Raw genomic sequence first — 22,759 nt, 5'->3', positions numbered from 1 at the left:
GATGGGGATGCCAAACCGAGCGGACCGGGCGTGTCCCCGGGCGGGGTCCGCCCGCCTCCGCGCACCACCTCCGCGTGCGCGGAGCGCCCGCCGAATATGGCAGGATGGTTCTCGACGGGCGATTGGCGCAGTTGGTAGCGCGCTTCCTTCACACGGAAGAGGTCATCGGTTCGAGTCCGGTATCGCCCACCATATTGACCGCGCGGCACTTTCATGCGAACGCACCCCCGCGGGCTGACGCTCGCGGGTCGCCGGTCGTTCTCAGCCAGAGCTCGTCGTCGTCGGGTGGGCTCGTCGCCGGGCATCCACCGGCACCGCCAGTCTTCGCGCGATCGCGGCGACGGCCCAGCACGGGAGGGCGAGCACCGCGCTCGCGATCACGACCCCGAGAACGGCACCGATCTGAGCTGCCGTGAGGACGAGCGTGCCCGTCGCGGCGAGTCCGAAGCCGTCGGCGAGCAGCGAGGTCATCACGCCGCCGACCAGCACCGCCGTGATGACAGCGAGGGATGCCCCCGCTGACGCTCCTGGCGGATTCCTGCGGTTGTCGCCGCGCGCGGCGCCCGCCGCGAGCCCGCTGATGAGCGCGACGGCGACCAGTCCGACGGGCGCGAGGAACGGCGCGCCGATGCCGATGGCGGCCCACCCCGCCATGACCCCGGAGACGAGGCTGAGCGGCGTCGACCGAGCCCAGCGGATGCGCTCCATGACCAGCCATGCCATGACGGCGAGGGCGAGCCCGAGGGCGCCGTTGCCGAGGATGCGGGCCGAGAGCTCGTCCACGACCCGCTCCACGCCGACGAACCAGCCGAGCGCCCCGATCGCGACCATGCCCGCGCCGAGCGACGCCCTGCCCCAGCGGATCGGGTCGGTCGCGCGCACCTCGACGCGAGCGGGGAGCACGGCGACGACGAGGAGCGCGCCCGCGGGCGCGATGTGCGTGGCGAGGACACCGGCGTAGTCGACCGCGCCGAACAGCGTCGCGATGACGGTCGGGTACTCCCCCAGGACGGCGGGGAAGACGACGGGGCTGATGAGGATCCCGTAGCCGGCACCGAAGACCGCGCCGCCCGCCCGGCCGAGCCGAGGGACGGCGAGCATGGCGACAACGGCCGCGATCGACCCTGCCATGGCGGCGTCCAGCGCTCGTGCCGAGGGGTCGGGGATCCCGCCGCCGAGTGCCGCCGTGATCGCGAGAGCACCCGCGCCGACGACCCCCGCCGGGGCGGCCACGGCGATCCGGCTCGTACGGCCGGTCGGGAGGACCAGGGCGATGCCGATCGGCGCGAGGAGGACCAGGGCGGCGCAGAGGAGCTGGAGTGCCGGATCGCTCATCGATCCTCCTCGTGCTCGACGGCGGGCAGACGAAGGCGGGGCGCTGCTCTCTGTGGGAAGAGTAGCGCCCCGCCGCGGTGGTGCGAGAGACCGATCAGCGGGTCTCGAGCACGTAGCCCTCCTCGCCGTGCACGACGGGGTCGATGCCCGCGAGCTCGTCCTCCTGCGTCACCCGGAAGCCCATGGTCTTCTCGATGGCGAAGCCGATCACGTAGGCGATCACGAAGGAGTAGATCATCACCGCGAAGGCGGCGATGGCCTGCTTGCCCAGCTGCTCGGCGCCGAAGCCGAAGAACAGGCCGACGCCCTCGCCCAGCAGGCCGATGTAGAGGGTGCCGATGAGGCCGCCGACGAGGTGGATGCCCACGACGTCGAGCGAGTCGTCGAAGCCGAGCTTGAACTTGAGGTCGACCGCGAGGGCGCACAGCACGCCGGCCAGCAGGCCGAGCACGATCGCCCAGAACGGGGTCAGCACCGCGCAGGCCGGGGTGATCGCGACGAGGCCGGCGACGGCACCCGAGGCGGCGCCGACCGAGGTCGCCTTGCCGTCCTTGATCTTCTCGATGATGAGCCAGCCGATGATCGCGGCGGCCGGAGCGGCGATCGTGTTCATGAAGGCGATGGCGGCGATGCCGTCGGCCGCGAGCTCCGAGCCGGCGTTGAACCCGAACCAGCCGAACCAGAGCAGACCGGCGCCGAGGAGCACGAACGGCGGGTTGTGGGGCACGTGGGCGCCCTTGGCGAAGCCGATGCGCTTGCCGAGGACGAGGGCCAGCGCGAGCGCCGCCGCTCCGGCGTTGATGTGCACCGCGGTACCGCCGGCGAAGTCGATCGCGCCCACCGTGTAGGCGATCCACCCGCCGTCGACGACGCTGCCGTCCTCGCCGAGCGTGAAGTTGAACACCCAGCTGGCGACGGGGAAGTAGACGAGGGTCGCCCAGACGCCCGCGAAGACCATCCACGCGCCGAACTTCGCGCGGTCGGCGATCGCGCCGGAGATGAGCGCGACCGTGATGATGGCGAAGGTCGCCTGGAACGCCGCGAAGGCGATCAGGGGGAACCCGCCCTGCGGGTCGCCCGCCTCGGCGTACACGCCGGCGAGGCCGAACTCCGCGGTGTCGACGCCGAGGATGCCGTCGAGGCCGACGAAGCCGCCGACGCCCTCGTTGGAGAACGTGATCGCGTAGCCGTAGAGCACCCAGAGGACCCCGATGAGGGCCATCGCTCCGAAGCTGAGCATCATCATGCTGATCACGCTCTTGGCCTTGACGAGTCCTCCGTAGAAGAACGCGAGACCGGGAGTCATGAGCAGGACGAGTGCTGCGGCGAACAGGAGGAAGGCGGTGTTGCCCTGATCCATGTCGAACCTCTCTTGTACCGTGGGAAGGACGGCCCGGCTCGGGGATCCGACAATCGGGTCGTGGATCCCCCGACGAGGTCGGGCGCTTCCTCAGTGTCAGTGCGAGAGGTTTCGGGAGAAGTGTCGGCGTGTTTCCCGAGTGTTACGCGACGGGGCCCGATGTAAACATCCGGTTTCGGGCATCCACCGATCGCCTATGACGCCGCTGAACCGGAGTACATGTCGGGAACGCCGTCGCCGTCCGAGTCCTGCTCCTCCTCGGCGCGGAGCCGACGGTAATGCCGATTGCGGGCCGACAGCAGCACGGAGGCCGCGACGGCGGCGAGGAGCGATCCCAGCAGGATGCCCACCTTGGCAACGTCGTCGAGCGCCGTGCCCTGCCCGAAGCTCAGCTCGCTGATCAGCAGCGACACGGTGAAGCCCATGCCGGCGAGCATGGCGAGCCCGATGACGTCGATCCAGGCGACGCCGCGCGGAAGGGAGACGCCCGGGAGCCGGGTGACGAGCCAGGATGCCGCCGTGATGCCGACGGTCTTGCCCACCACGAGCCCGACGACGATGCCGATGGCGACGGGCGAGGCGATGGCCTCCCCCAGGCCCTCGAGACCGCCGACGGCGACACCGGCGGAGAAGAAGGCGAACACGGGGACGGCGAAGCCCGCCGAGATGGGGCGCAGGCCGTGCTCGAACTTCTCGGCGAGTCCCTCGTGGCCGCCGAGGCCGTCCTCCTCGCCGCCGCGCGCGAGCACGGGCACGGTGAAGGCGAGCAGCACGCCCGCGACCGTGGCGTGGACGCCGGAGGAGTACATGAGGAACCACACCACGATCCCGATGGGGGCGAGGATGGCCAGGGCCGCGGTCGACCGCAACCGGAACAGCTCCTGGTACCGCTGCGCGATGAGCCCGAACAGCGCCAGCACCACGAGTGCCGCCACGAGGTACGCCGGCTGCAGGTCGTCCGTGTAGAAGAAGGCGATGACGGTGATGCCGATGAGGTCGTCGACGACGGCGAGCGTCAGCAGGAAGGTGCGCATCGCGATCGGCAGGCTCGTGCCCACGACGGCGAGCACGGCGAGGGCGAAGGCGATGTCGGTGGCGAGCGGGATGGCCCAGCCGCGCAGCACCTCCGGTCCCTGAGCGGCGTTGATGGCGAGGAAGAGCAGTGCGGGGACGGCCGCACCGCCGAAGGCGGCGGCGACGGGTACGAGGGCGAGCCGCGGGTCGCGCAGCGAGCCGGCGACGAACTCGCGCTTGAGCTCGAGGCCGGCGAGGAAGAAGAAGATCGCGAGGAGACCGTCGGCGGCCAGATGCCCGACGGAGATCTCGAAGACCGCGTCGCCGAACCCCACGCTCACGTAGGTGTCGCGCAGGTCGAAGTACGCCGCGGCGACCGGGGAGTTGGCCAGCGCCACCGCCGCGACCGTGGCGAGCAGCAGGAGGACCCCGCCGACCGTCTCCTTGCGGAGGATCTGCTCGATCCAGAGGGTCTCGCGGTAGCGCTCCGCGCCGTCCGAGGAATCGGAGGGCGGGGATGCGACCGGCACGGCCTCGGGCGAATCCGATCCGGGCGAGACGGGAGCGTCGGCGGGAGGCGGGGAGGGCGTCATGGGAGTCCTTCGGGAGAGGTCGACGGTGCGGTTCCGCTCGGCTTCTCGCCGAGGGGCCGACCAGACTTCCCGGCGCTCCTTGCTGAGAAGTCTACCGGGGGCGGACGAGCATCCCCTGAACGCCGATCAGGCGGTGGTGAGGGCGATCATGCGCGAGACCGCGCGCAGGTACTTCTTGCGGTAGCCGCCCGACAGCATGTCCTCGGTGAAGATCCGGTCGAGCGGCACCCCCGTCGCGACGATCCTGATCTGCGCGTCGTAGAGGCGGTCGACGAGAGCCACGAGCCGGAGGGCATCGGTCTGGTTGCGGAGGACCGCGACGTCCCGCAGTCCGATCGCCGTGAGCCCGTCGATGAGCCCGATGTACCGGCTCGGATGCACCGAGGAGAGGTGGTGGAGCACGGCGGCGAAGTCGTCGACGGTCGCCGTGCCGCGCGCCGTCTCGAGCCGCATGCGATCGGTGAAGGCCCCCTCGTCGAGCGCCACGGCATGCCCCTCGATATCGCGCTTGCGGTAGTCGTCGCCGTCGATGCGGAAGATGTCGAAGCGATCGGCGAGAGCGGTGATCTCGCGGAGGAAGTCCTGAGCGGCGAACCGGCCCTCGCCGAGGGCGTGCGGCGGCGTGTTCGAGGTGGCGGCGATGCGGGTGCCCCCGGCGACGAGCTGCCCCAGCAGGCGCGACATCACCATGGTGTCGCCGGGGTCGTCGAGCTCGAACTCGTCGATCGCGATCAGGCGGGCGCCGGAGAGCGCTTCGACGGCGTGCGCGTAGCCGAGCGCGCCGACCAGGGCCGTGTACTCGATGAAGGTGCCGAAGTACTTGCGGCCCGACGTGCGGTGCCATAGGGCGGCGAGCAGGTGGGTCTTGCCGACGCCGAAGCCGCCGTCGAGGTAGATGCCCGGCTTGTCGACCACCACCGGGGCCTTGCGGCGGAACAGCCCGGCGAGCCCGGTTGCGGGCGCGTCCGGCACGCCGTCGGCGAACCGCCGCACCGCCTCGACGGCCTCCGCCTGCGAGGGATGCGCGGGGTCGGGCACGTAGTTCTCGAGGCTGGCGCTGGCGAACTGCGGCGGCGGGGCCAGGTGCTTGAGCAGCTCGGCGGCGGCGAGACCCGGGTTGCGGTCGATCAGGCGCAGTGCGGTCGTCGCGGAATCCACCGGTGTCGAGCTCCTCGGGTGCGGCGCATCAGTGCCGGATCGTGGTCGGCGCCCAGCCGGAGTGCGTAGATTCGTCGGGCGCGGTCGCTCCCAGGATAACCGGGGGCCCGCCCCTCGATGCCACGATCCCCCGCCGTCCCGTCCGGACGCCGACGAGCCAGGAGAAGCGCCATGACGATCCCCGTCGACAGCACGAAGAAGTTCCAGGGCTACGCCCACCCCGAGCGCCTCGTCTCGACCGACTGGCTCGAGCAGCACCTCGGTACCGAGGGTCTCGTCGTCGTCGAGTCCGACGAGGACGTACTGCTCTACGAGGTCGGGCACATCCCCGGCGCGGTGAAGGTCGACTGGCACACGGAGCTCAACGACCCGGTCATGCGCGACTACATCGACGGCGCGCAGTTCGCGGCGCTCATGAGCGCGAAGGGCATCGCCCGCGACTCGACCGTCGTGATCTACGGCGACAAGAGCAACTGGTGGGCGGCCTACGCGCTGTGGGTGTTCACGCTGTTCGGCCACGATGACGTTCGACTGCTCGACGGCGGCCGCGACCGCTGGATCGCCGAGGGCCGCGCCATCACGACGGACGCCCCGGCGCCCGCCCCGACCGAGTACCCCGTCGTCGAGCGGCGCGATGAGAGCATCCGCGCCTTCAAGGAGGACGTGCTCGACCACCTCGGCAAGCCGCTCATCGACGTGCGCAGCCCTGAGGAGTACAGCGGCCAGCGCACCACCGCGCCCGCCTACCCCGAGGAGGGGACGCTCCGCGCCGGGCACATCCCGACCGCGCGCAGCGTGCCGTGGAGCCGCGCCGCGAACGAGGACGGCACCTTCCGCCCGCTCGACGAGCTGTCGGCGATCTACCGCGACGAGGCGGGCGTCGGCGACGCGGACGACGTCATCGCCTACTGCCGCATCGGCGAGCGCTCGAGCCACACCTGGTTCGTGCTGACCCACCTGCTGGGCGTCGAGAAGGTGCGCAACTACGACGGCTCGTGGACGGAGTGGGGCAGCGCCGTGCGCGTCCCCATCACGACGGGCACCGAGCCCGGCGACGCTCCCGCTCGATAGCCTGGCGCCGTGACCGTCGACCTGCCCCCCGCCCTCGCCGAGACCCGCGAGGACTTCCTCGCCCTGACCGAGAAGGACAGGCTGCAGCTGCTGCTCGAGTTCTCGAACGAGCTGCCCGAGCTGCCGGAGGAGTACCGCGACCGGCCCGAGCTGCTCGAGCGCGTCGAGGAGTGCCAGTCGCCCGTGTTCCTCTTCGTGGCGGTGGACGACGGCACGGTCGCCGTGCACGCCACGGCGCCGGCCGAGTCGCCGACGACCCGGGGCTTCGCCTCGATCCTCGTGCAGGGGCTCTCGGGTCTCGACGCGGCGGCCGTCCTCGCCGTGCCCGACGACTTCGCCTTCGATCTCGGGCTCACCACGGCGGTCAGCCCGCTGCGCCTGCGGGGCATGACCGGGATGCTCGGCCGCATCAAGCGCCAGGTGCGCGAGAAGACCGCGGCGTGATCCTTCATCGGCTGCTGCCGGCACCGGGCGACGAGCTCGACGTCGAGGCGCCGGGGGCTCGGGATCGGCTGCTCGAGTGGTACGCGCCGCGGGACGCGGAGGGCATCCGGTGCAACCTCGTCGTCACCATCGACGGCCGGGCGGCCGGCGGTGACGGCGGGTCCGACTCCCTCAGCAGCCGCACCGATCGCATGATCCTCGGCGTCATCCGCGAGTCGGCCGACGCCGTGCTCGTCGGGGCCGGCACGGTGCGGGTGGAGGGGTACCGCCTGCCCTCCCGCGCGCCGCTCGCCATCGTCACGGCGAGCGGAGATCTCGCCGGTCATCGCCTCGAGCCGCGCGAGGGCGCCGCTCCCGTCGTCGTACTGACCACGCTCGCGGGGGCCGAGCGCGCGCGGGCATCCCTCGCGGCCCTCCCCCACCGCATCGAGATCGTCGACGAGACCGGGTTCTCGATCGCCCAGGCGGTGGGGTCCCTGCGCGAGCTCGGGTTCCGCTCGCTCGTGGCGGAGGGCGGCCCCTCCGTCATCCGCGCGCTGCTCGACGCGGACCTCCTCGATGAGCTGTGCCTCACGACGACCCCGCGACTCGGGGGCCGCGCGCTGCCCCTCCTCGGCGGCGGGGATGCCCCTCTCACCCCCTGGCAGCGCACCCAGCTGCTCGTCGACGCCGACGGCCTCGCCTACGCGCGCTGGTCGAGGGTCTCCGCGTCCTCCTGACCGCGAGCCCGGAGCCACCGGGCGATGACCGCCTCCCAGCGCACCGGGTCGACGTTCCAGAGCTTGGTGTGCCGGGCGACGGCGAAGCGCTCGAGCGTCACGATGTCGGGCCGAGCGGCGGCGAGGGCGAGCGAGGCCTCCGCCGGCACGTAGCCGTCGTCGTCGCTGTGCAGCAGCAGCAGCGGCACGGCGAGCTCGTCGGCGCGGGCGACGAGGTCGAGCTCCCGCAGATCGATCGGGGCGCCCGTGCCGAGCAAGGGGCGCGCACCGGCCGATCCGAGCACGCCGAGCGCGATCTCGCCGACGGGCCGGGGAAGACCGGAGAGCGCGGCGTGGAAGCGGAGGACCGTGCGCCAGTCGACGACGGGCGACTCGAGAACGGCGCCGATGACGTGGCGCGCGAGCGGTGACCGGGTCAGGAACTGGAGCGCGATCGCGCCGCCCATCGACCAGCCCATGATGACGATGCGCCGGGCGCCCCGCCGCATCGCCTCGGCCACCGCCGACTCCACGTCGCGCCACTCCTCGAGGCCGAGGGCGTAGCGGCGGTCGGCGCTCGGCGGTGCGAGGCCGTCGTTCCGGTAGCTGATGAGCAGGCTCGAGAAGCCGGCGCGGCGGAAGACGGGGAGGGCGCGCAGGCCCTCCGAGCGGGTGACGCCCCGACCGTGCACCTGGATGACCCAGTCGGTCGACGGCCCGGTCGCCGGATGCACGGCCCAGGCGGGGGCGGGCCCGAGCTCGGTCATGACGTCCAGCTCGTCGGCGTCGAGCCCGAGATCGGCGGGGACGAGGTGGTACCAGGCGCCCCAGCGGCCGCGGCGGGCATCCTCGAGGCGCCCGATCTGCACGCTCTCCAGTAGGCGGGTCACGGTCGTCGACGTCGTCGTGAGCACCCGGCCGATGCGAGCGTGACCGGAGCCACCGGCGAACCAGAGGCCGTACCGGCCGGGCACGACCGTATCGGGGGTGCGGGCGAGCCTGATCCATCCGGCATCGACGTCCGCCGCGAGGATCGCGACGTCCTCCTCGCGCCGCACCGCCGGCGTCACGACCCTCCGCGCCATGCCGACCGCGATCGCCGCCGTCGCCGCCGCTGCCGCCGCTGCGGTCCCCAGCGCGAGCGCCCCGACCAGCAGGGCCGCGCGCGCGTTCGAGGCGGCGCTCATCGGGCGCGCACCAGCGCGGGTGCGGGTGGCCCGGCGAGTCTCACGCGACGAACCTAGCAACTGCTCCTAGTCTGCACACGTGCCCGCCTCTCCCGTCGCCATCGACCCCGCGGCCGTGTTCGCGGCCCTCGTCGCGTCGCTCGACGCCGCGACGCCGCGGGCCGAGCTGGTCGTCACGACGATCCCGGCGCCGACGGGACTCGCCCCCTACGCCCACGCCCTCGCCGCCGACGTCAACCCCGCGCGTCACGCCGACGACGCCGACCTCGGCACGGGCAGGCTCATCCTGCTCTACGACCCCGATTCCCCCGAGGGCTGGGGCGGCCCGATGCGCATCGTGTGCCTCGCGCAGGCGCCCCTCGAGAACGACATCGGTCTCGACCCCTTCGTGGCCGACGTGGCCTGGGCCTGGCTCACCGACGCTCTCGCCGATCGCGGCGCTCGGTACACCGCGGCGAGCGGCACCGCCACGCGCATCCTCTCGACCGGCTACGGCGAGCTCGCCTCCCAGGGCAGCGGAGCCCAGATCGAGCTGCGCGCCTCGTGGACCCCGCTCGACGACGACCTCGCGGCGCACGTGGAGGGGTGGGCCGAGCTGTTGTGCATGGTCGCCGGCTACCCGCCCTCCCCCGAGGGCGTCGTGACCCTCCCCCGACGACGGAGCCCCCGTGCCTGACCCGATCCCCGATCCCTTCGAAGTGCCCGAGTCTGCCCGTGCGCGCCTGCCCGGTCGACCCGCGACGCCCGACCCGGCGGAGGTCGGCGAACCGGCCGTGCCGCCGACCACCGGGTCCGCCGCCGAGCGCGGCGCTGTGACGACCGTCGACTCCCCGGCCGCTCCCGGCTCCCCCGCCTCGCCCGCCGACGACGAGCGGGCTCCCCTGCCGATGGCCGTTCCCGCGAGCCCGCCGTTCGTCATCGAGACGCGCGAGGACTACCTCGACGCGGTCGCCGCGCTGCGTGCCGGCCACGGCCCGGTGGCGGTGGATGCTGAGCGCGCGAGCGGCTTCCGCTACTCCCAGCGGGCCTACCTCATCCAGGTCTTCCGCCGGGGCTCCGGCACCTTCATGTTCGATCCCCCCGCCGTCGGCGACTTCTCCGAGCTGCAGGAGGCGATCGGCGGCGAGGAGTGGGTGCTGCACGCGGCCAGCCAGGATCTCCCCTGCCTGCGCGAGCTCGACCTCGAACCCCGCAGCCTCTTCGACACCGAGCTTGGAGCGCGCCTCGCGGGCCTGCCCCGAGTGGGTCTCGGCGCCGTGGTCGAGGAGACCCTGGGGCTGCACCTGGCGAAGGAGCACTCGGCAGCCGACTGGTCCACGCGACCGCTGCCGGCCTCCTGGCTGACCTACGCGGCGCTCGACGTCGAGCTGCTGGTGGACGTGCGCGATGCGATCGCCGCCCGCCTGGAGGCCGACGGCAAAGCGGAGCTCGCCGCCGAAGAGTTCGCCGCGGTGCTCTCCCGCTCGGCTCCCGAGCCGAAGGCCGAGCCCTGGCGCCGCCTCTCCGGCCTGCACACCGTGCGCGGGCAGCGCGCCCTGGCGGTCGCCCGCGAGCTCTGGCTCGCGCGCGACGCCTACGCGCGCGAGATCGACAGCGCGCCGGGCCGTCTGCTCCCCGACGCCTCGATCATCGTCGCGGCCCGGTCCGCGGCGACGAGCAAGCGCGAGCTCGCGGCGCTGCAGGGCTTCCACGGGCGGGCGAGCCGCTCGCAGCTCGACCGCTGGTGGGCCGCCATCGAGACCGGCCGCACTACCGCTGATCTGCCGGTGCTGCGCTCGGGTGAGGAGACCATCCCGCCCCCGCGGTCGTGGGCCGACCGCAACCCCGAGGCCGACCGACGGCTGAAGATCGCGAAGCCCGCGGTCGCCGCGGTCGGCGAGGCCCGCACGATCCCGCTCGAGAACCTTCTGACGCCCGACCACCTGCGCCGGCTGGCCTGGAATCCGCCCGCCGAGATCGACGCCGACTCCATCGCGGCCGCTCTCTCGGAGCTCGGTGCGCGAGCGTGGCAGATTGACGCAACAGCACAGGTGATCGCCCGTGCCTTTGTCGATGCGGCCCAAGGCCCGGACGAGGCCGCGGAGACCCCTTCGTAGGGTTGAGCACACGAAGCCTGCCGCGCGCTGGGGGCCTCCTAGGCTGGCGGGCGTTGTCCGAGAGAGGGAGGCAGAGTGGCCGATCGAGCCGAAGTCGTATTCGTGGATGGGGTTCGTACCCCGTTCGGACGTGCAGGCGAGAAGGGGATGTACTGGGGCACCCGCGCCGATGATCTCATCGTGAAGGCGATGATCGGTCTGCTCGAGCGCAACCCCTCGTTGCCGAAGGAGCGCATTGACGATGTCGCGATCGCCGCGACGACCCAGCAGGGCGACCAGGGCCTCACGCTCGGCCGCACCGCCGCGATCCTCGCGGGCCTGCCGATGTCGGTTCCCGGCTACGCGATCGATCGCATGTGCGCGGGCGCCATGACGGCGGCCACGACGGTCGCCGGAGGCATCGCGTTCGGTGCCTACGACGTCGCCATCGCCGGCGGCGTCGAGCACATGGGCCGCCACCCGATGGGGCTGGATGCCGATCCGAACCCGCGATTCCTCGCCGAGAAGCTCGTGAGCGGTGACGCCCTCAACATGGGCATGACCGCCGAGCGACTGCACGACCGCTTCCCCCAGCTCACCAAGGAGCGCTCCGACCGCTTCGGCATGCGCAGCCAGCAGAAGGTCGCCGCCGCCTACGAGGCGGGCAAGATCCAGCCCGACCTCATCCCCGTCGCCCTCCGCAGCGAGCAGGGCTACGGTCTCGCCACGCAGGACGAGGGTCTGCGCCCGGGTACGACCATGGAGGGCCTCGCGACGCTGAAGACCCCGTTCCGCCCCCACGGCCGTGTGACCGCCGGCAACGCCTCGCCGCTCACCGACGGCGCGACCGTGAGCCTGCTCGCGAGCGCCGAGGCCGCGAAGGAGCTCGGTCTCGGGGTCAAGATGCGCATGGTGAGCTTCGCCTTCGCCGGCGTCGCCCCCGAGGTCATGGGCATCGGACCGATCCCCTCGACCGAGAAGGCGCTGCGCAAGGCCGGCCTGACGATCGATGACATCGGGCTCTTCGAGCTCAACGAGGCCTTCGCGGTGCAGGTGCTGAGCCTGCTCGACCACTTCGGCATCGACGACGACGACCCGCGCGTCAACCCCTGGGGCGGCGCGATCGCCGTCGGCCACCCCCTGGCCAGCTCGGGCGTGCGGCTGATGATCCAGCTCGCCCGCCAGTTCGAGGAGCGACCCGACGTGCGCTACGGCCTCACGGCCATGTGCGTCGGCCTCGGCCAGGGCGGCAGCGTCATCTGGGAGAACCCGCACTACAAGGGAAAGAAGTGACCATGGCCAGCGCCATCAGCCAGTACTCGGTCGGCCAGTTCGACAGCCTGCTCGCCCTCAGCGACGACGAGGTGGTCACGCACTCCCACGTGCGCGACGTGCCGGTGCCGAGCGGCGGCGTGCTCGCGCTCGTCACCCTCGACAACGGCCGCGACCACACCCGCCCCAGCACGCTCGGCCCGCAGGGGCTGCTCCAGTTCGCCCGCGTCATGGACGACCAGGCGGCCCGCGCCGCCCGCGGCGAGATCGCGGCGGTCGCCGTCACCGGCAAGCCGTTCATCCTCGCGGCCGGGGCCGACCTCTCGAAGGTCGGCGACATCCCGAGCCGTGAGGCGGGCGTCGCGATGGCCCAGCTCGGTCACTACGCGCTCGGCAAGCTCGGCGAGCTCGGGGTGCCCTCGTTCGTCTTCATCAACGGGCTCGCGCTCGGCGGCGGCGTCGAGGTCGCCCTCAACGCCGACTACCGCACGATCGACCGCAACGCGGCCGGCATCGCGCTGCCCGAGGTCTTCCTCGGGATCATCCCCGGTTGGGGCGGCGCCTGGCTGCTGCCCAACCTCATCGGCATCGAGAACGCCCTGAAGGTCGTCATCGAGAACCCGTTGAAGAACAACCGGATGCTCAAGGCGCCCCAGGCGTTCGAACTGGGCATGGCCGACGCGATGTTCGACTCCGCGAGCTTCCTCGAGGACTCGATCCGCTGGGCCGACGGCGTGATCGCCGGACGCACCAAGGTCAAGCGGGCGAACGAGCCCGGCAAGCTCGAGCGCGCCGTCAAGTGGGATGCCGCGATCGGCATCGCCCGCAAGATGCTCGAGAAGCGCATCGGCACGGTCGCGAAGAGCCCCTACGTCGCTCTCGATCTGCTCAAGGCCGCGAAGTCGAGCACCAAGGCGCAGGGCTTCGCCGCCGAGGACGAGGCGCTCGGCGAGCTCATCTCGGGCGACCAGTTCCGGGCATCCATCTACGCCTTCAACCTCGTGCAGAAGCGGGCGAAGCGCCCCGCGGGAGCGCCGGACAAGGCGCTCGCGAAGCCCGTGACGAAGGTCGGCGTGCTCGGCGCGGGTCTCATGGCCAGCCAGTTCGCGCTGCTCTTCCTGCGCCGCCTGCAGGTGCCGGTGATCATCACCGACCTCGACCAGGCGCGCGTCGACAAGGGCCTCGCCTACATCCACGGCGAGCTCGACGAGCTGCAGCAGAAGGGCCGACTCGACTCCGACGAGGCGAACCGCCTGCGCGCGCTGCTCTCGGGCACCGTCGACAAGGCCGACTTCGCCGATTGCGACTGGGTGATCGAGGCCGTGTTCGAGGAGCTCTCGATCAAGCAGGCCGTCTTCGCCGAGATCGAGCAGCACGTCTCGCCCGAGGCCGTGCTCGCGACGAACACCTCCTCGCTCTCGGTCGAGCAGATCGGCGCGGAGCTGAAGCACCCCGAGAGGGTCGTCGGCTTCCACTTCTTCAATCCGGTGGCCGTCATGCCGCTCATCGAGGTCGTCAACGCGCCGGCCACCGATGACGCGACCCTCGCCACGGCGATGGGGGTGGCGCAGAAGCTGCGCAAGAACGCCGTCATCACCGCCGACTCCCCCGGCTTCGTCGTCAACCGCATCCTCGCCAAGCTGCTCGGCGAGGCGATGCACGCGGTCGAGAACGGCACGCCCTTCGAGGACGTCGTCGCGGCTCAGCGCCACTTCGGTCTGCCGATGGATCCGTTCGTCCTGCTCGACCTCGTCGGTCTCAAGGTGGGCGCTCATGTGCTCGACACCCACCACGCGGCCTTCCCCGAGCGGTTCTTCCCCTCCGCGGCGCTCCACGAGCTCGCCGAGGCGGGCGTGCTGCTGGAGAAGGACGGGAAGGGTAACCCCACCGGGATCGACAAGAAGGCCGTCAAGATCGTCGCGAAGCACCGGCCGGAGGGCGCCCGCCCCTCGACCGTGGCGGAGCTCACGGCGCGCCTCGAGGACGGCCTCGCCGACGAGATCCACCGGATGCTCGAATCGGGCGTGGTGAGTGCGGCGGAGGACATCGACCTCTGCATGATCCTCGGTGCGGGCTGGCCGTTCCAGATGGGCGGCGTCACGCCCTTCCTGGATCGCGTCGGCGCGTCGGAGCGCGTCTTCGGCGCCACCTTCCACGACCCCCGCATCCAGGGCGTCGGCTGAATCAACCGGGTTCCCGCATCGCGACGGCCCCCGCCTTCCTGAGGGAGGGCGGGGGCCGTCGTCGGTCGTGAGCCCGACGGTCCGGAGCGGCTGCGCGGCGACGTGCCCGCCGGGGTGCCGTCACGATCAGCGTTGCTCGAGCTGCCGGGGGCCGAGCGGTTCTCCAGCACGACCGACGTGCGTGAGAAGCCTGGGCGGCAGCCGCAGCCCCGACGACACCGCCGGCTCGACATCCGACCGGACGACGTGAGGCGGGGCGGCTAGCGCCGACGCTCGTCCTGCTCGTGATCCGCGGTACCGGTGCCCTCTGCGAGGCGGGAGTCGTCGAGTTCGGCCGCGTCCTCGCCGGGCAGCGGTCGGGCGACGGGGATACGGCGGCCGAGCACCTGGGCGACGAGGTCGCGGGCGATCGCCTGCGGCGTGAGCCCGACCTGCTCGAGGATCTCGTCGCGGCTGGCGTGGTCGAGGAACTCGTCGGGCAGACCCAGCTCGTCCACGGCGGTGTCGACGCCGGCGGCGCGCAGATCCTGTCGGATGCGCGTGCCGATCCCGCCGACGCGGATGCCGTCTTCGATGCTCACGACGATGCGGTGATCCCGTGCGAGGTCGATGATGCTGCGCGGCACCGGCACGACCCAGCGCGGGTCGACCACGGTCGCACCGATCCCCTGGGCGGCGAGCCGCTCCGCGACGTCGAGCCCGAGCTTGGCCATCGGACCGACCGTGACGATGAGCACGTCCTTGTGCGGCGCCTCGCGCAGCACGTCGACGCCGTCGGCCGTGCGCCGGACCGCGTCGAACTCGGTGCCGACCGAGCCCTTCGAGAAGCGGAGCACGGTGGGAGCATCCTGCACCGCGACCGCCTCGGCGAGCTCCTCGCGCAGCCGGGTCGCATCGCGCGGCGCCGCGAGGCGGATGTTCGGCACGACCTGCAGGATCGCGAGATCCCAGATGCCGTGGTGGCTCGGCCCGTCGGGACCGGTCACGCCGGCGCGGTCGAGCACGAAGGTGACGCCGGCCTTGTGCAGGGCGACATCCATGAGCACCTGGTCGAAGGCGCGGTTGATGAAGGTGGCGTAGACCGCGACGACGGGGTGCATGCCTCCGAAGGCGAGCCCGGCGGCCGAGGTGACCGCGTGCTGCTCGGCGATGCCCACATCGAGCACCCGTCCGGGATGCTTCTCCGCGAGCTTGTGCAGTCCGGTGGGCCGCAGCATGGCCGCGGTGATCCCGACGATGCGCTCATCGCGGTCGGCGAGGGTCACCAGCTCCTCCGAGAACACGCTCGTCCACGAGGGGCGGGTGGAGGTCTCGACCGACTCGCCCGTCTCGGGGTCGATCTGGCCGACCGCGTGGAACTGGTCGGCCACATCCGCGAGAGCCGGCTCGTAGCCGCGGCCCTTCTGAGTGATGGTGTGCACGATGACCGGCGCGCCGTACTCCTTGGCCTGGCGCAGCGCCCGCTCCATATCGCGCAGGTCGTGGCCGTCGACGGGGCCGATGTACTTGATGTCGAGGTTCGAGTAGAGCGCCTCGTTGTTGCTGAACCGGGAGAGGAAGCCGTGGAGGCCGCCGCGGACCCCGCGGTAGAGCGCGCGACCGGGGGCGCCGAGGTGACCGAAGAAGCTCTCCGTCGAGGTGCGGAACCGGCGGTAGGACCGGCGGGTGCGCACATCGGAGAGGAAGCGGGCCATGCCGCCGATCGTGGGGGCGTACGAGCGCCCGTTGTCGTTGACGATGAGCACGAGGTTGCGGCTGTTGTCGTCGCTGATGTTGTTCAGCGCCTCCCAGGTCATGCCGCCGGTGAGGGCTCCGTCGCCGACCACGGCGACGACGTGCCGATCGCCCTGCCCGGTCATCGTGAACGCGCGCGAGATGCCGTCGGCCCAGCTCAGCGAGCTCGAGGCGTGCGAGCTCTCGACGATGTCGTGCGGGCTCTCCGAGCGCTGCGGGTAGCCCGCGAGGCCGCCCTTCTGGCGCAGGCGCGAGAAGTCCTTGCGGCCGGTCAGCAGCTTGTGCACGTACGACTGGTGCCCGGTGTCCCAGACGATCGCATCGCGGGGCGAGTCGAACACCCGATGGATGGCGAGGGTCGTCTCCACCACGCCGAGGTTCGGGCCGAGGTGGCCGCCCGTCTTCGAGACCTCGGTGACGAGGAAGCGGCGGATCTCCGCCGCGAGCTCCGTCATCTCCTCATCGCTGAGGCGATCGAGATCGCGGGGTCCGTCGATGCTGTCGAGCAGTGCCATCCCAGCACTCTACGGCAGGAGGCCTGGCCGATCGGGGCTCCCCCGCCGCCCGATGACTGGATGTTGCCGGAGTGTCCGCTGTACGCGGATGCCGTCGGGGCGGGAGGGATGCCGAAGGGCCCGATCGACGCATCGATCGGGCCCTTCGCGCAGCGCGGCGTCTAGACGAGGCTGCGCAGCACGTACTGCAGGATGCCGCCGTTGCGGTAGTAGTCCGCCTCGCCCGGGGTGTCGATGCGCACGACCGCGTCGAACTCGATCGGCGCCTTGCCCGCAGCGGAGTGCGCCGTCGGGGCGGCCGTCACGCGCACGGTCTTCGGCGTCGTGCCCTCGTTGAGCTGCTCGATGCCGGAGATCGAGATGATCTCCGTGCCGTCGAGCCCCAGCGACTCGGCCGACTGGCCGGCGGGGAACTGCAGCGGGACGACGCCCATGCCGATCAGGTTCGAGCGGTGGATGCGCTCGAAGCTCTCGGCGATGACGGCGCTGACGCCGAGCAGGCTCGTGCCCTTCGCCGCCCAGTCGCGGCTCGAGCCCGATCCGTACTCCTTGCCGGCGAGGATCACGAGCGGGATGCCCGCGGCCTGGTAGCGCTGGCTCGCGTCGTAGATGAACGCCTGCGGGGCATCCGCCTCGGTGAAGTCGCGGGTGAATCCGCCCTCGACGCCGTCGAGCAGCTGGTTGCGCAGACGGATGTTCGCGAAGGTTCCGCGGATCATGACCTCGTGGTTGCCGCGGCGCGAGCCGTAGGAGTTGAAGTCCTTGCGGTCGACCCCGTGCTCCATCAGGTAGGCGCCGGCGGGCGAGTCGGCCTTGATGGAGCCGGCCGGGCTGATGTGGTCGGTCGTGACCGAGTCGCCGAGCTTGGCCAGCACGCGGGCCCCGACGATGTCGCTGACCGGCGTGGTCTCGAGGGTCATGCCGTCGAAGTACGGGGGCTTGCGCACGTAGGTCGACTCGGAGTCCCACTCGAAGGTGGCGCCCGCGGGCGTCGGGAGCGAGCGCCAGCGCTCGTCGCCCTCGAAGACCGAGGCGTACTGCGTGTCGAACATCGCCGTGTCGATCGAGGAGTCGATCGTCGACTGCACCTCGGCCGCGTCGGGCCAGATGTCCTTGAGGAAGACCTCGACGCCGTCCGCGTCGGTTCCGAGGGCATCCTTCTCGAAGTCGAAGTTCATCGAGCCGGCGAGCGCGTAGGCGATGACGAGCGGCGGGCTCGCGAGGTAGTTCATCTTCACGTCGGGGTTGATGCGACCCTCGAAGTTGCGGTTGCCCGAGAGCACCGCGGTGACGGCGAGGTCCTTCTCGGCGATGGCCGCCGAGATCTCCTCGGCGAGGGGGCCGGAGTTGCCGATGCACGTCGTGCAGCCGTAGCCGACCGTGTAGAAGCCGAGGGCCTCGAGGTCGTCGGTGAGGCCGGCCTTCTCGTAGTAGTCCGTGACGACCTTCGACCCCGGCGCGAGGGTGGTCTTCACCCAGGGCTTGGCCTTAAGGCCGCGCTGCACCGCGTTGCGGGCGAGCAGCCCGGCGGCGAGCATGACCGAGGGGTTCGAGGTGTTGGTGCACGAGGTGATCGCCGCGATCGTGACCGCACCGTGGTCGAGGGTGAACTCGGTGCCGTCGACCGTGACGTCGATGGGGGCCGAGGCGGTGGCGGGCGAGTGCGAGCGGTGGCGGTGCGAGAGCTCGTGGGCCGACTCCTCGTCCTGCGGGGTGAGCCCGATCGGGTCGGAGGCCGGGAAGGTGCCCTCGACGGCGGCGTCGACCTTGGAGTGGTCGTGGCTGGTGTAGTCCACGAGCGCGGTCTCGAAGGCGGACTTGGCCTCGGTGAGAACGATGCGGTCCTGCGGGCGGCGCGGGCCGGCGATCGAGGGCACGACGGTGGCGAGGTCGAGCTCGAGGTACTCGCTGAACACCGGCTCGGTGCTCGGGTCGTGCCAGAGCGACTGCAGCTTGGAGTAGGCCTCGACGAGCGCGACCTGGCTCTCGCTGCGGCCGGTGAGGCGCAGGTAGTCGAGGGTGACGTCGTCGATGGGGAACATCGCCGCCGTCGAGCCGAACTCCGGGCTCATGTTGCCGATGGTGGCGCGGTTTGCGAGCGGCACCGAGGCGACGCCCTCGCCGTAGAACTCGACGAACTTGCCGACGACGCCGTGCTTGCGCAGCATGTCGGTGATCGTCAGCACGACGTCGGTCGCGGTGACGCCGGTGGGGATGGCCCCGGAGAGCTTGAAGCCGACGACCTTGGGGATCAGCATCGACACGGGCTGGCCGAGCATCGCGGCCTCGGCCTCGATGCCGCCGACGCCCCAGCCGAGCACGCCCAGGCCGTTGACCATCGTGGTGTGCGAGTCGGTGCCGACGCAGGTGTCGGGGTAGGCGCGCAGCACGCCGTCGACGGTGCGCGTGTAGGTGACCTTCGCGAGGTGCTCGATGTTCACCTGGTGCACGATGCCCGTTCCCGGGGGGACGACCTTGAAGTCGTCGAAGGCCGTCTGGCCCCAGCGCAGGAACTGGTAGCGCTCGCCGTTGCGCTCGTACTCGATCTCGACGTTGCGCTCGAGCGCGTTGGCCGAGCCGAAGAGGTCGGCGATGACGGAGTGGTCGATCACGAGCTCGGCGGGCGCCAGCGGGTTGATCTTGTGCGGGTCGCCGCCGAGGGCGGCGACGGCCTCGCGCATGGTGGCGAGGTCGACGATGCAGGGCACGCCGGTGAAGTCCTGCATGACGACGCGCGCGGGCGTGAACTGGATCTCGGTGTCGGGCTCGGCCGTCGGCTGCCACGAGCCGAGGGCCCGGATCTGCTCAGCCGTGACGTTCTTGCCGTCCTCCGTGCGCAGCAGGTTCTCGAGTAGGACCTTGAGGCTGAAGGGGAGCTTCTCGTAGCCCGCCACCTTGTCGATGCGGAACACCTGGTACTCGGTGCCTCCGACATCTAGGGTGTCCATCGAATCGAAGCTGTTCACTGCTGACACGTCGCCGTCTCCTTGAGATCTGCCGGGCATCCGCGCACCGACCACCGGTCAGCCTAGCCGCCGGGGCGCGCTCGCCCCAGGGGGCGATTCGGTGCGACATCGCGAGCGGTGAGCCCGGAAATTTATCTTGATGTCGAGATACTTCATGGTAGCACCGGCGGTCACGGGCGCGGCGTCGACACCCGGTCGAGAGCGGTGAGGGATGCCCGCCCGAGCCGCCGCGAAAGACTCAGTCGACCCGGCGGGCGTAGACCGAGCGCACCATGAGCCAGGTCACCCAGAGCACCGCCGCGTAGAGCGGCACCCCCATGAGCAGCTTGGTGGCGGCGAGGGCCGTCGCCTGCTCGGCGAGGTAGAGCGGCACCTGCACGCCGAGCCGGAGGGCGAACAGACCCACCCAGAGCCACGTCGTGACGGTGAGCACGGTGCGCTTCGCGCTGTCGGCCCGCCACTCGGCGTCGCCGGTCAGCAGTGCGGTGATGACGCCGATCAGCGGACGGCGCACGGCGAGGCTCACGAGCAGGGCGGTGATCCAGACGGCGTTGATGACGAAGCCGAGGAGGAAGTTCTCCTCCGCGCGGCCCGTGGCGAGGGCGAGCCCTGCCGAGAGCGCGATGCCGACGAGCCCGACGACCGCGGGCAGGATCGGCGAGCGGGTGACGGCCCGCACCACGACGAAGAGGACGGCGATGCCCACGGGGACGAGCACCGAGGGCGTGACCTCCTGCGTGATCGCGAACACCACGAGGAAGAGGAAGCCCGGAAGCAGCGACTCCACGAGCCCGCGCACCCCGCCGACGGCGGCCCAGAGGTCGGCGGCCGTAGGGCGCTCACCGGGTGCGACGCGGGCGAAGGCCGATTTGCGCGCGGCCTCGGAGAGGGCATCCGTCACGGAGGGTGCCTGCTCAGCGGAGGACGCGGCGCCCGTCGCGGGCGCGTCATCGCTCGGGCGCTCGGCTCCGGTCGGCCGCGCCCCGTCGTCGGGACCCTCGGTGCTCATGCCTGCGATGCGGAGGGGGCGGCGGCACCGGCCTGCCCGGTGGCACCGGGGCCGGCCGCCGACTGCGTCGCGCCCGCGGGGACGGTCAGCGGGATGAGGTCGCGGGGCGGCATGGGGGTCTGCCCGCGGACGACCACGATGCTGCGGAAGACGTCGTCGATCTGCTGCGCGGCGTCGGCATCGATCGCGCCCTGGCCCGCCACGACGCCGCGGAGGAACCAGCGCGGCCCGTCGACACCGATGAAGCGCGCGATGCGCGTCGCGCCCGGCTCTCCGCCGGCGACGGGGATGCGCGCGATGATCTCGGGGCCGAACGCGCCGTCGCGCTCGGTGGTCTCGCCGCCCTGCTTCTTGATCTGCTCCGTGATCTGACCGCGCACCTCGTGCCACAGCCCGCTCGAGCGCGGAGCGGCGAAGGGCTGCACCTGGAGGGTGGAGCCGGCGTAGTCGATGCCGACGGCGATGACCCGCTTCGAGCCCTCCTCGACCTCGAGCCGCAGCTGGAGGTCGGGCCGCGGCACGATCTTGACGCCGCCGAGGTCGACGTAGGGGCGCACGGCGTTGGCCTCGGCCTCGTCGAGCGGCCCGGCGGTCTCGCGATCCTCCGGCGCCGACTTCGCGTCGTCGGGCAGGGGCCCGTCGGTCAGGCTCGTGTCGGTCACTCGGGTGCTCCTTCAGTCGATGCGGCTCGTCCACGGTAGCCCGTCGAGCCGAAGCCCTGCTCACCGCGGTGGCTGCCGGGCAGGCTCTCGACGGGGACGAACCGGGCGCGCAGCACCTCCTGCACGATCATCTGGGCGATGCGGTCGCCAACGCGCACCTCGAAGGGCTCGCGCGCGTCGGTGTTGAGAAGCGTGACCCGGATCTCGCCCCGGTAGCCGGCGTCGACGGTCCCCGGGCTGTTGACGATCGTGATGCCGTGCCGGGCCGCGAGCCCGCTGCGGGGGACGATGAACGCGACGCAGCCGTCGGGCAGCGCGATGGCGGTGCCGGTGCCGATCGTCGCCCGCTCCCCCGGGGGGATGACGACCGCCTCCGCCGCGAGCAGATCGGCTCCCGCATCGCCGGGGTGGGCGTAGACCGGAACCCGGTCGCCCGCGATGAGGACCTCGACGTCGTTCGGCACGGCACGAGGCTAGTGCATGGTCGAATAGGGGGCATGACGAGCTATCGCGAGCGACTGTGGCCCTCCGCCTGGATGTACGGCGTCATCGCCCTCGTCATCCCCGCCACCCTGCTCGTCTTCTCCCCCATCGACCTGATCGTGGGCGGCATCGTCGCGATCGTGCTCGCGGCGGGCAGCGTGGTGCTGCTCCTGACCTCGGCGCCCGAGATCGTGGTGGGCGACGGGATGCTCCGCGCGGGCCGAGCGAGCATCCCCGTCGCCCTCACCGGCGAGGCGATCGTGGCACGCGGCGACGACGCCCGGCACGAGAAGGGCCCGGGCGGGGATGCTCGCGCCTGGCTCATGCTGCGCGGCTGGGTCGAACCGGTGGTGCGCATCGCGGTGCTCGACCCGGACGACCCCGCGCCGTACTGGCTGCTGTCGACCCGGCGGCCCGAGGACTTCGTGGCGGCGCTGCGCGCGGAGCGCGCGGCCGCGACGACCTGAGCCGACCCGCGGGAGGCCCTCTGACGACGACGGCCGCCGCCCCGATCAGAGGGCGACGGCCGTGTAGTCGAGGAGGAGGGTCAGGCGGCGCACTCGCGGCAGACGGCCCCGAGCTTCTCCTCGTGGTCGAGCTGCGAGCGGTGCTTCACGAGGAAGCAGCTGACGCAGGTGAACTCGTCGGCCTGCGGCGGCAGCACGACGACGTCGAGGTCGAGGTCGGCGAGGTCGGCGCCGCCGAGCTCGAAGCCCGGGTTGTCGGCGTCCTCGGCGTCGACGACGCCCGACATCTTGTCGGGCACGCGCTCCTGCAAGGCCTGGATCGAGTCGGTGTCCTCGTCGGTCTTGCGGGGTGCGTCGTAATCGGTAGCCATGGTGTCCGTTCTGGGGGAAATCCGGGGGAGAAATCGCTGAGGGCCGCGGGCGGCGGCCACAGTTTGCAGGAAGGCCCTTCGAAACGCAAACCGTCTCAGAACCCTCATGTCGACCGTGCTCGAGCGCCAACTCGCGGCACGCCCGCGCTATTCCCGGGCTAC

Annotated in this window: 19 protein-coding genes and 1 tRNA gene; 9 read left to right on the top strand and 11 right to left on the bottom strand. The window is 71.7% G+C overall.

Going from position 1 to position 22,759, the window contains the following annotated elements; all coding sequences use genetic code 11:
• Positions 1-116 precede the first annotated feature (116 nt).
• Positions 117-192 (top strand) — tRNA-Val (locus OVN18_RS11540).
• Positions 193-261: 69 nt separating this feature from the next.
• Here OVN18_RS11540 and OVN18_RS11535 read toward each other — a convergent pair.
• The 4 genes from OVN18_RS11535 to zapE form a co-directional block, all read right to left on the bottom strand.
• Positions 262-1,335, bottom strand: a complete 1,074-nt coding sequence (locus OVN18_RS11535; protein WP_267737171.1) for a hypothetical protein — start codon at positions 1,333-1,335, stop codon at positions 262-264.
• A gap of 94 nt (positions 1,336-1,429) precedes the next feature.
• Positions 1,430-2,695 carry an ammonium transporter gene (locus tag OVN18_RS11530; protein ID WP_267737170.1) on the bottom strand — a complete coding sequence of 422 codons (1,266 nt, stop codon included), beginning with the start codon at positions 2,693-2,695 and terminating at the stop codon, positions 1,430-1,432.
• Positions 2,696-2,889: 194 nt separating this feature from the next.
• A complete protein-coding gene (gene nhaA / locus OVN18_RS11525) occupies positions 2,890-4,302 on the bottom strand; it encodes a Na+/H+ antiporter NhaA (protein ID WP_267780923.1) in 1,413 nt (470 codons plus the stop codon).
• Positions 4,303-4,428: 126 nt separating this feature from the next.
• A complete protein-coding gene (gene zapE, locus OVN18_RS11520; RefSeq protein WP_267780922.1) occupies positions 4,429-5,460 on the bottom strand; it encodes a cell division protein ZapE in 1,032 nt (343 codons plus the stop codon).
• 171 nt (positions 5,461-5,631) lie between these two features.
• On the opposite strand from zapE, the gene OVN18_RS11515 reads away from it, so the two are divergent.
• From OVN18_RS11515 to OVN18_RS11505, 3 genes are read left to right on the top strand one after another with little or no spacing between them, the layout of a single operon-like run.
• Positions 5,632-6,531, top strand: a complete 900-nt coding sequence (locus OVN18_RS11515; protein WP_267780921.1) for a sulfurtransferase — start codon at positions 5,632-5,634, stop codon at positions 6,529-6,531.
• A gap of 9 nt (positions 6,532-6,540) precedes the next feature.
• Positions 6,541-6,975: a SufE family protein gene (locus OVN18_RS11510; protein ID WP_267780920.1), complete on the top strand. Its 435-nt coding sequence runs from the start codon at positions 6,541-6,543 to the stop codon at positions 6,973-6,975.
• A complete protein-coding gene (locus tag OVN18_RS11505) occupies positions 6,972-7,694 on the top strand; it encodes a dihydrofolate reductase family protein (RefSeq protein ID WP_267780918.1) in 723 nt (240 codons plus the stop codon). The genes OVN18_RS11510 and OVN18_RS11505 overlap by 4 nt, the downstream gene beginning before the upstream one ends.
• On the opposite strand, the gene OVN18_RS11500 is transcribed toward OVN18_RS11505, so the two are convergent.
• Entirely contained in the window at positions 7,658-8,860 is a 1,203-nt protein-coding gene (locus OVN18_RS11500) for an alpha/beta hydrolase family protein (protein ID WP_267780917.1), read from the bottom strand. The two genes, OVN18_RS11505 and OVN18_RS11500, sit on opposite strands and share 37 nt — an antisense overlap.
• 79 nt (positions 8,861-8,939) lie before the next feature.
• Between OVN18_RS11500 and OVN18_RS11495 the strand changes: the two genes are divergently transcribed.
• The 4 genes from OVN18_RS11495 (at position 8,940) to OVN18_RS11480 (ending at position 14,390) form a co-directional block, all read left to right on the top strand.
• The gene (locus OVN18_RS11495) at positions 8,940-9,536 is read left to right on the top strand and encodes a DUF3000 domain-containing protein (protein WP_407666041.1); all 597 of its coding nucleotides are present in this window, start codon (positions 8,940-8,942) and stop codon (positions 9,534-9,536) included.
• 211 nt (positions 9,537-9,747) lie between these two features.
• Complete coding sequence (locus OVN18_RS11490; RefSeq protein ID WP_267783027.1) at positions 9,748-10,956, top strand: HRDC domain-containing protein; 1,209 nt, start codon at positions 9,748-9,750, stop codon at positions 10,954-10,956.
• Between the two features lie 147 nt (positions 10,957-11,103).
• Complete coding sequence (locus OVN18_RS11485; protein ID WP_407666040.1) at positions 11,104-12,228, top strand: thiolase family protein; 1,125 nt, start codon at positions 11,104-11,106, stop codon at positions 12,226-12,228.
• Between the two features lie 2 nt (positions 12,229-12,230).
• Positions 12,231-14,390 (top strand): 3-hydroxyacyl-CoA dehydrogenase NAD-binding domain-containing protein, encoded by a 2,160-nt coding sequence (locus OVN18_RS11480; RefSeq protein WP_267780915.1) that lies wholly within the window; start codon positions 12,231-12,233, stop codon positions 14,388-14,390.
• A gap of 260 nt (positions 14,391-14,650) precedes the next feature.
• Here the strand turns inward: OVN18_RS11480 and dxs are convergent, their stop codons facing one another.
• The 5 genes from dxs to dut form a co-directional block, all read right to left on the bottom strand.
• Positions 14,651-16,639 carry a 1-deoxy-D-xylulose-5-phosphate synthase gene (dxs, locus tag OVN18_RS11475; RefSeq protein WP_267780914.1) on the bottom strand — a complete coding sequence of 663 codons (1,989 nt, stop codon included), beginning with the start codon at positions 16,637-16,639 and terminating at the stop codon, positions 14,651-14,653.
• Between the two features lie 161 nt (positions 16,640-16,800).
• Positions 16,801-19,614: an aconitate hydratase gene (locus OVN18_RS11470; RefSeq protein WP_324287779.1), complete on the bottom strand. Its 2,814-nt coding sequence runs from the start codon at positions 19,612-19,614 to the stop codon at positions 16,801-16,803.
• 229 nt (positions 19,615-19,843) lie between these two features.
• The gene (locus tag OVN18_RS11465) at positions 19,844-20,614 is read right to left on the bottom strand and encodes a DUF3159 domain-containing protein (RefSeq protein ID WP_267780911.1); all 771 of its coding nucleotides are present in this window, start codon (positions 20,612-20,614) and stop codon (positions 19,844-19,846) included.
• On the bottom strand, positions 20,611-21,276 hold the full coding sequence (locus OVN18_RS11460; RefSeq protein ID WP_267737154.1) for a DUF3710 domain-containing protein: 666 nt from the start codon (positions 21,274-21,276) through the stop codon (positions 20,611-20,613). The genes OVN18_RS11465 and OVN18_RS11460 overlap by 4 nt, the downstream gene beginning before the upstream one ends.
• Positions 21,273-21,740 carry a dUTP diphosphatase gene (gene dut, locus OVN18_RS11455; RefSeq protein ID WP_267780910.1) on the bottom strand — a complete coding sequence of 156 codons (468 nt, stop codon included), beginning with the start codon at positions 21,738-21,740 and terminating at the stop codon, positions 21,273-21,275. The genes OVN18_RS11460 and dut overlap by 4 nt, the downstream gene beginning before the upstream one ends.
• A gap of 33 nt (positions 21,741-21,773) precedes the next feature.
• Between dut and OVN18_RS11450 the strand changes: the two genes are divergently transcribed.
• Positions 21,774-22,226 carry a DUF3093 domain-containing protein gene (locus OVN18_RS11450; RefSeq protein ID WP_267780909.1) on the top strand — a complete coding sequence of 151 codons (453 nt, stop codon included), beginning with the start codon at positions 21,774-21,776 and terminating at the stop codon, positions 22,224-22,226.
• Between the two features lie 80 nt (positions 22,227-22,306).
• Here the strand turns inward: OVN18_RS11450 and OVN18_RS11445 are convergent, their stop codons facing one another.
• Positions 22,307-22,597: a DUF4193 domain-containing protein gene (locus tag OVN18_RS11445; protein ID WP_168915687.1), complete on the bottom strand. Its 291-nt coding sequence runs from the start codon at positions 22,595-22,597 to the stop codon at positions 22,307-22,309.
• Positions 22,598-22,759: the final 162 nt, after the last annotated feature.

It is taken from the genome of Microcella daejeonensis (assembly GCF_026625045.1).
GTDB classification, from domain to species: Bacteria; Actinomycetota; Actinomycetes; order Actinomycetales; family Microbacteriaceae; genus Microcella; species Microcella daejeonensis.
The sequence above is the reverse complement of the archived record's forward strand: the minus strand, read 5'-3'. Positions and strand labels throughout refer to the sequence as shown.

What these genes read in the sequence shown, in the direction of transcription:
- OVN18_RS11535 (WP_267737171.1), bottom strand. Translation starts at nt 1,335, where the DNA reads ATGAGCGATCCGGCACTCCAGCTCCTCTGCGCCGCCCTGGTCCTCCTC.
- OVN18_RS11530 (WP_267737170.1), bottom strand. Translation starts at nt 2,695, where the DNA reads ATGGATCAGGGCAACACCGCCTTCCTCCTGTTCGCCGCAGCACTCGTC.
- nhaA (WP_267780923.1), bottom strand. Translation starts at nt 4,302, where the DNA reads ATGACGCCCTCCCCGCCTCCCGCCGACGCTCCCGTCTCGCCCGGATCG.
- OVN18_RS11515 (WP_267780921.1), top strand. Translation starts at nt 5,632, where the DNA reads ATGACGATCCCCGTCGACAGCACGAAGAAGTTCCAGGGCTACGCCCAC.
- OVN18_RS11500 (WP_267780917.1), bottom strand. Translation starts at nt 8,860, where the DNA reads ATGAGCGCCGCCTCGAACGCGCGCGCGGCCCTGCTGGTCGGGGCGCTC.
- OVN18_RS11490 (WP_267783027.1), top strand. Translation starts at nt 9,748, where the DNA reads ATGGCCGTTCCCGCGAGCCCGCCGTTCGTCATCGAGACGCGCGAGGAC.
- OVN18_RS11485 (WP_407666040.1), top strand. Translation starts at nt 11,104, where the DNA reads ATGTACTGGGGCACCCGCGCCGATGATCTCATCGTGAAGGCGATGATC.
- OVN18_RS11480 (WP_267780915.1), top strand. Translation starts at nt 12,231, where the DNA reads ATGGCCAGCGCCATCAGCCAGTACTCGGTCGGCCAGTTCGACAGCCTG.
- dxs (WP_267780914.1), bottom strand. Translation starts at nt 16,639, where the DNA reads ATGGCACTGCTCGACAGCATCGACGGACCCCGCGATCTCGATCGCCTC.
- OVN18_RS11465 (WP_267780911.1), bottom strand. Translation starts at nt 20,614, where the DNA reads ATGAGCACCGAGGGTCCCGACGACGGGGCGCGGCCGACCGGAGCCGAG.
- OVN18_RS11450 (WP_267780909.1), top strand. Translation starts at nt 21,774, where the DNA reads ATGACGAGCTATCGCGAGCGACTGTGGCCCTCCGCCTGGATGTACGGC.
- OVN18_RS11445 (WP_168915687.1), bottom strand. Translation starts at nt 22,597, where the DNA reads ATGGCTACCGATTACGACGCACCCCGCAAGACCGACGAGGACACCGAC.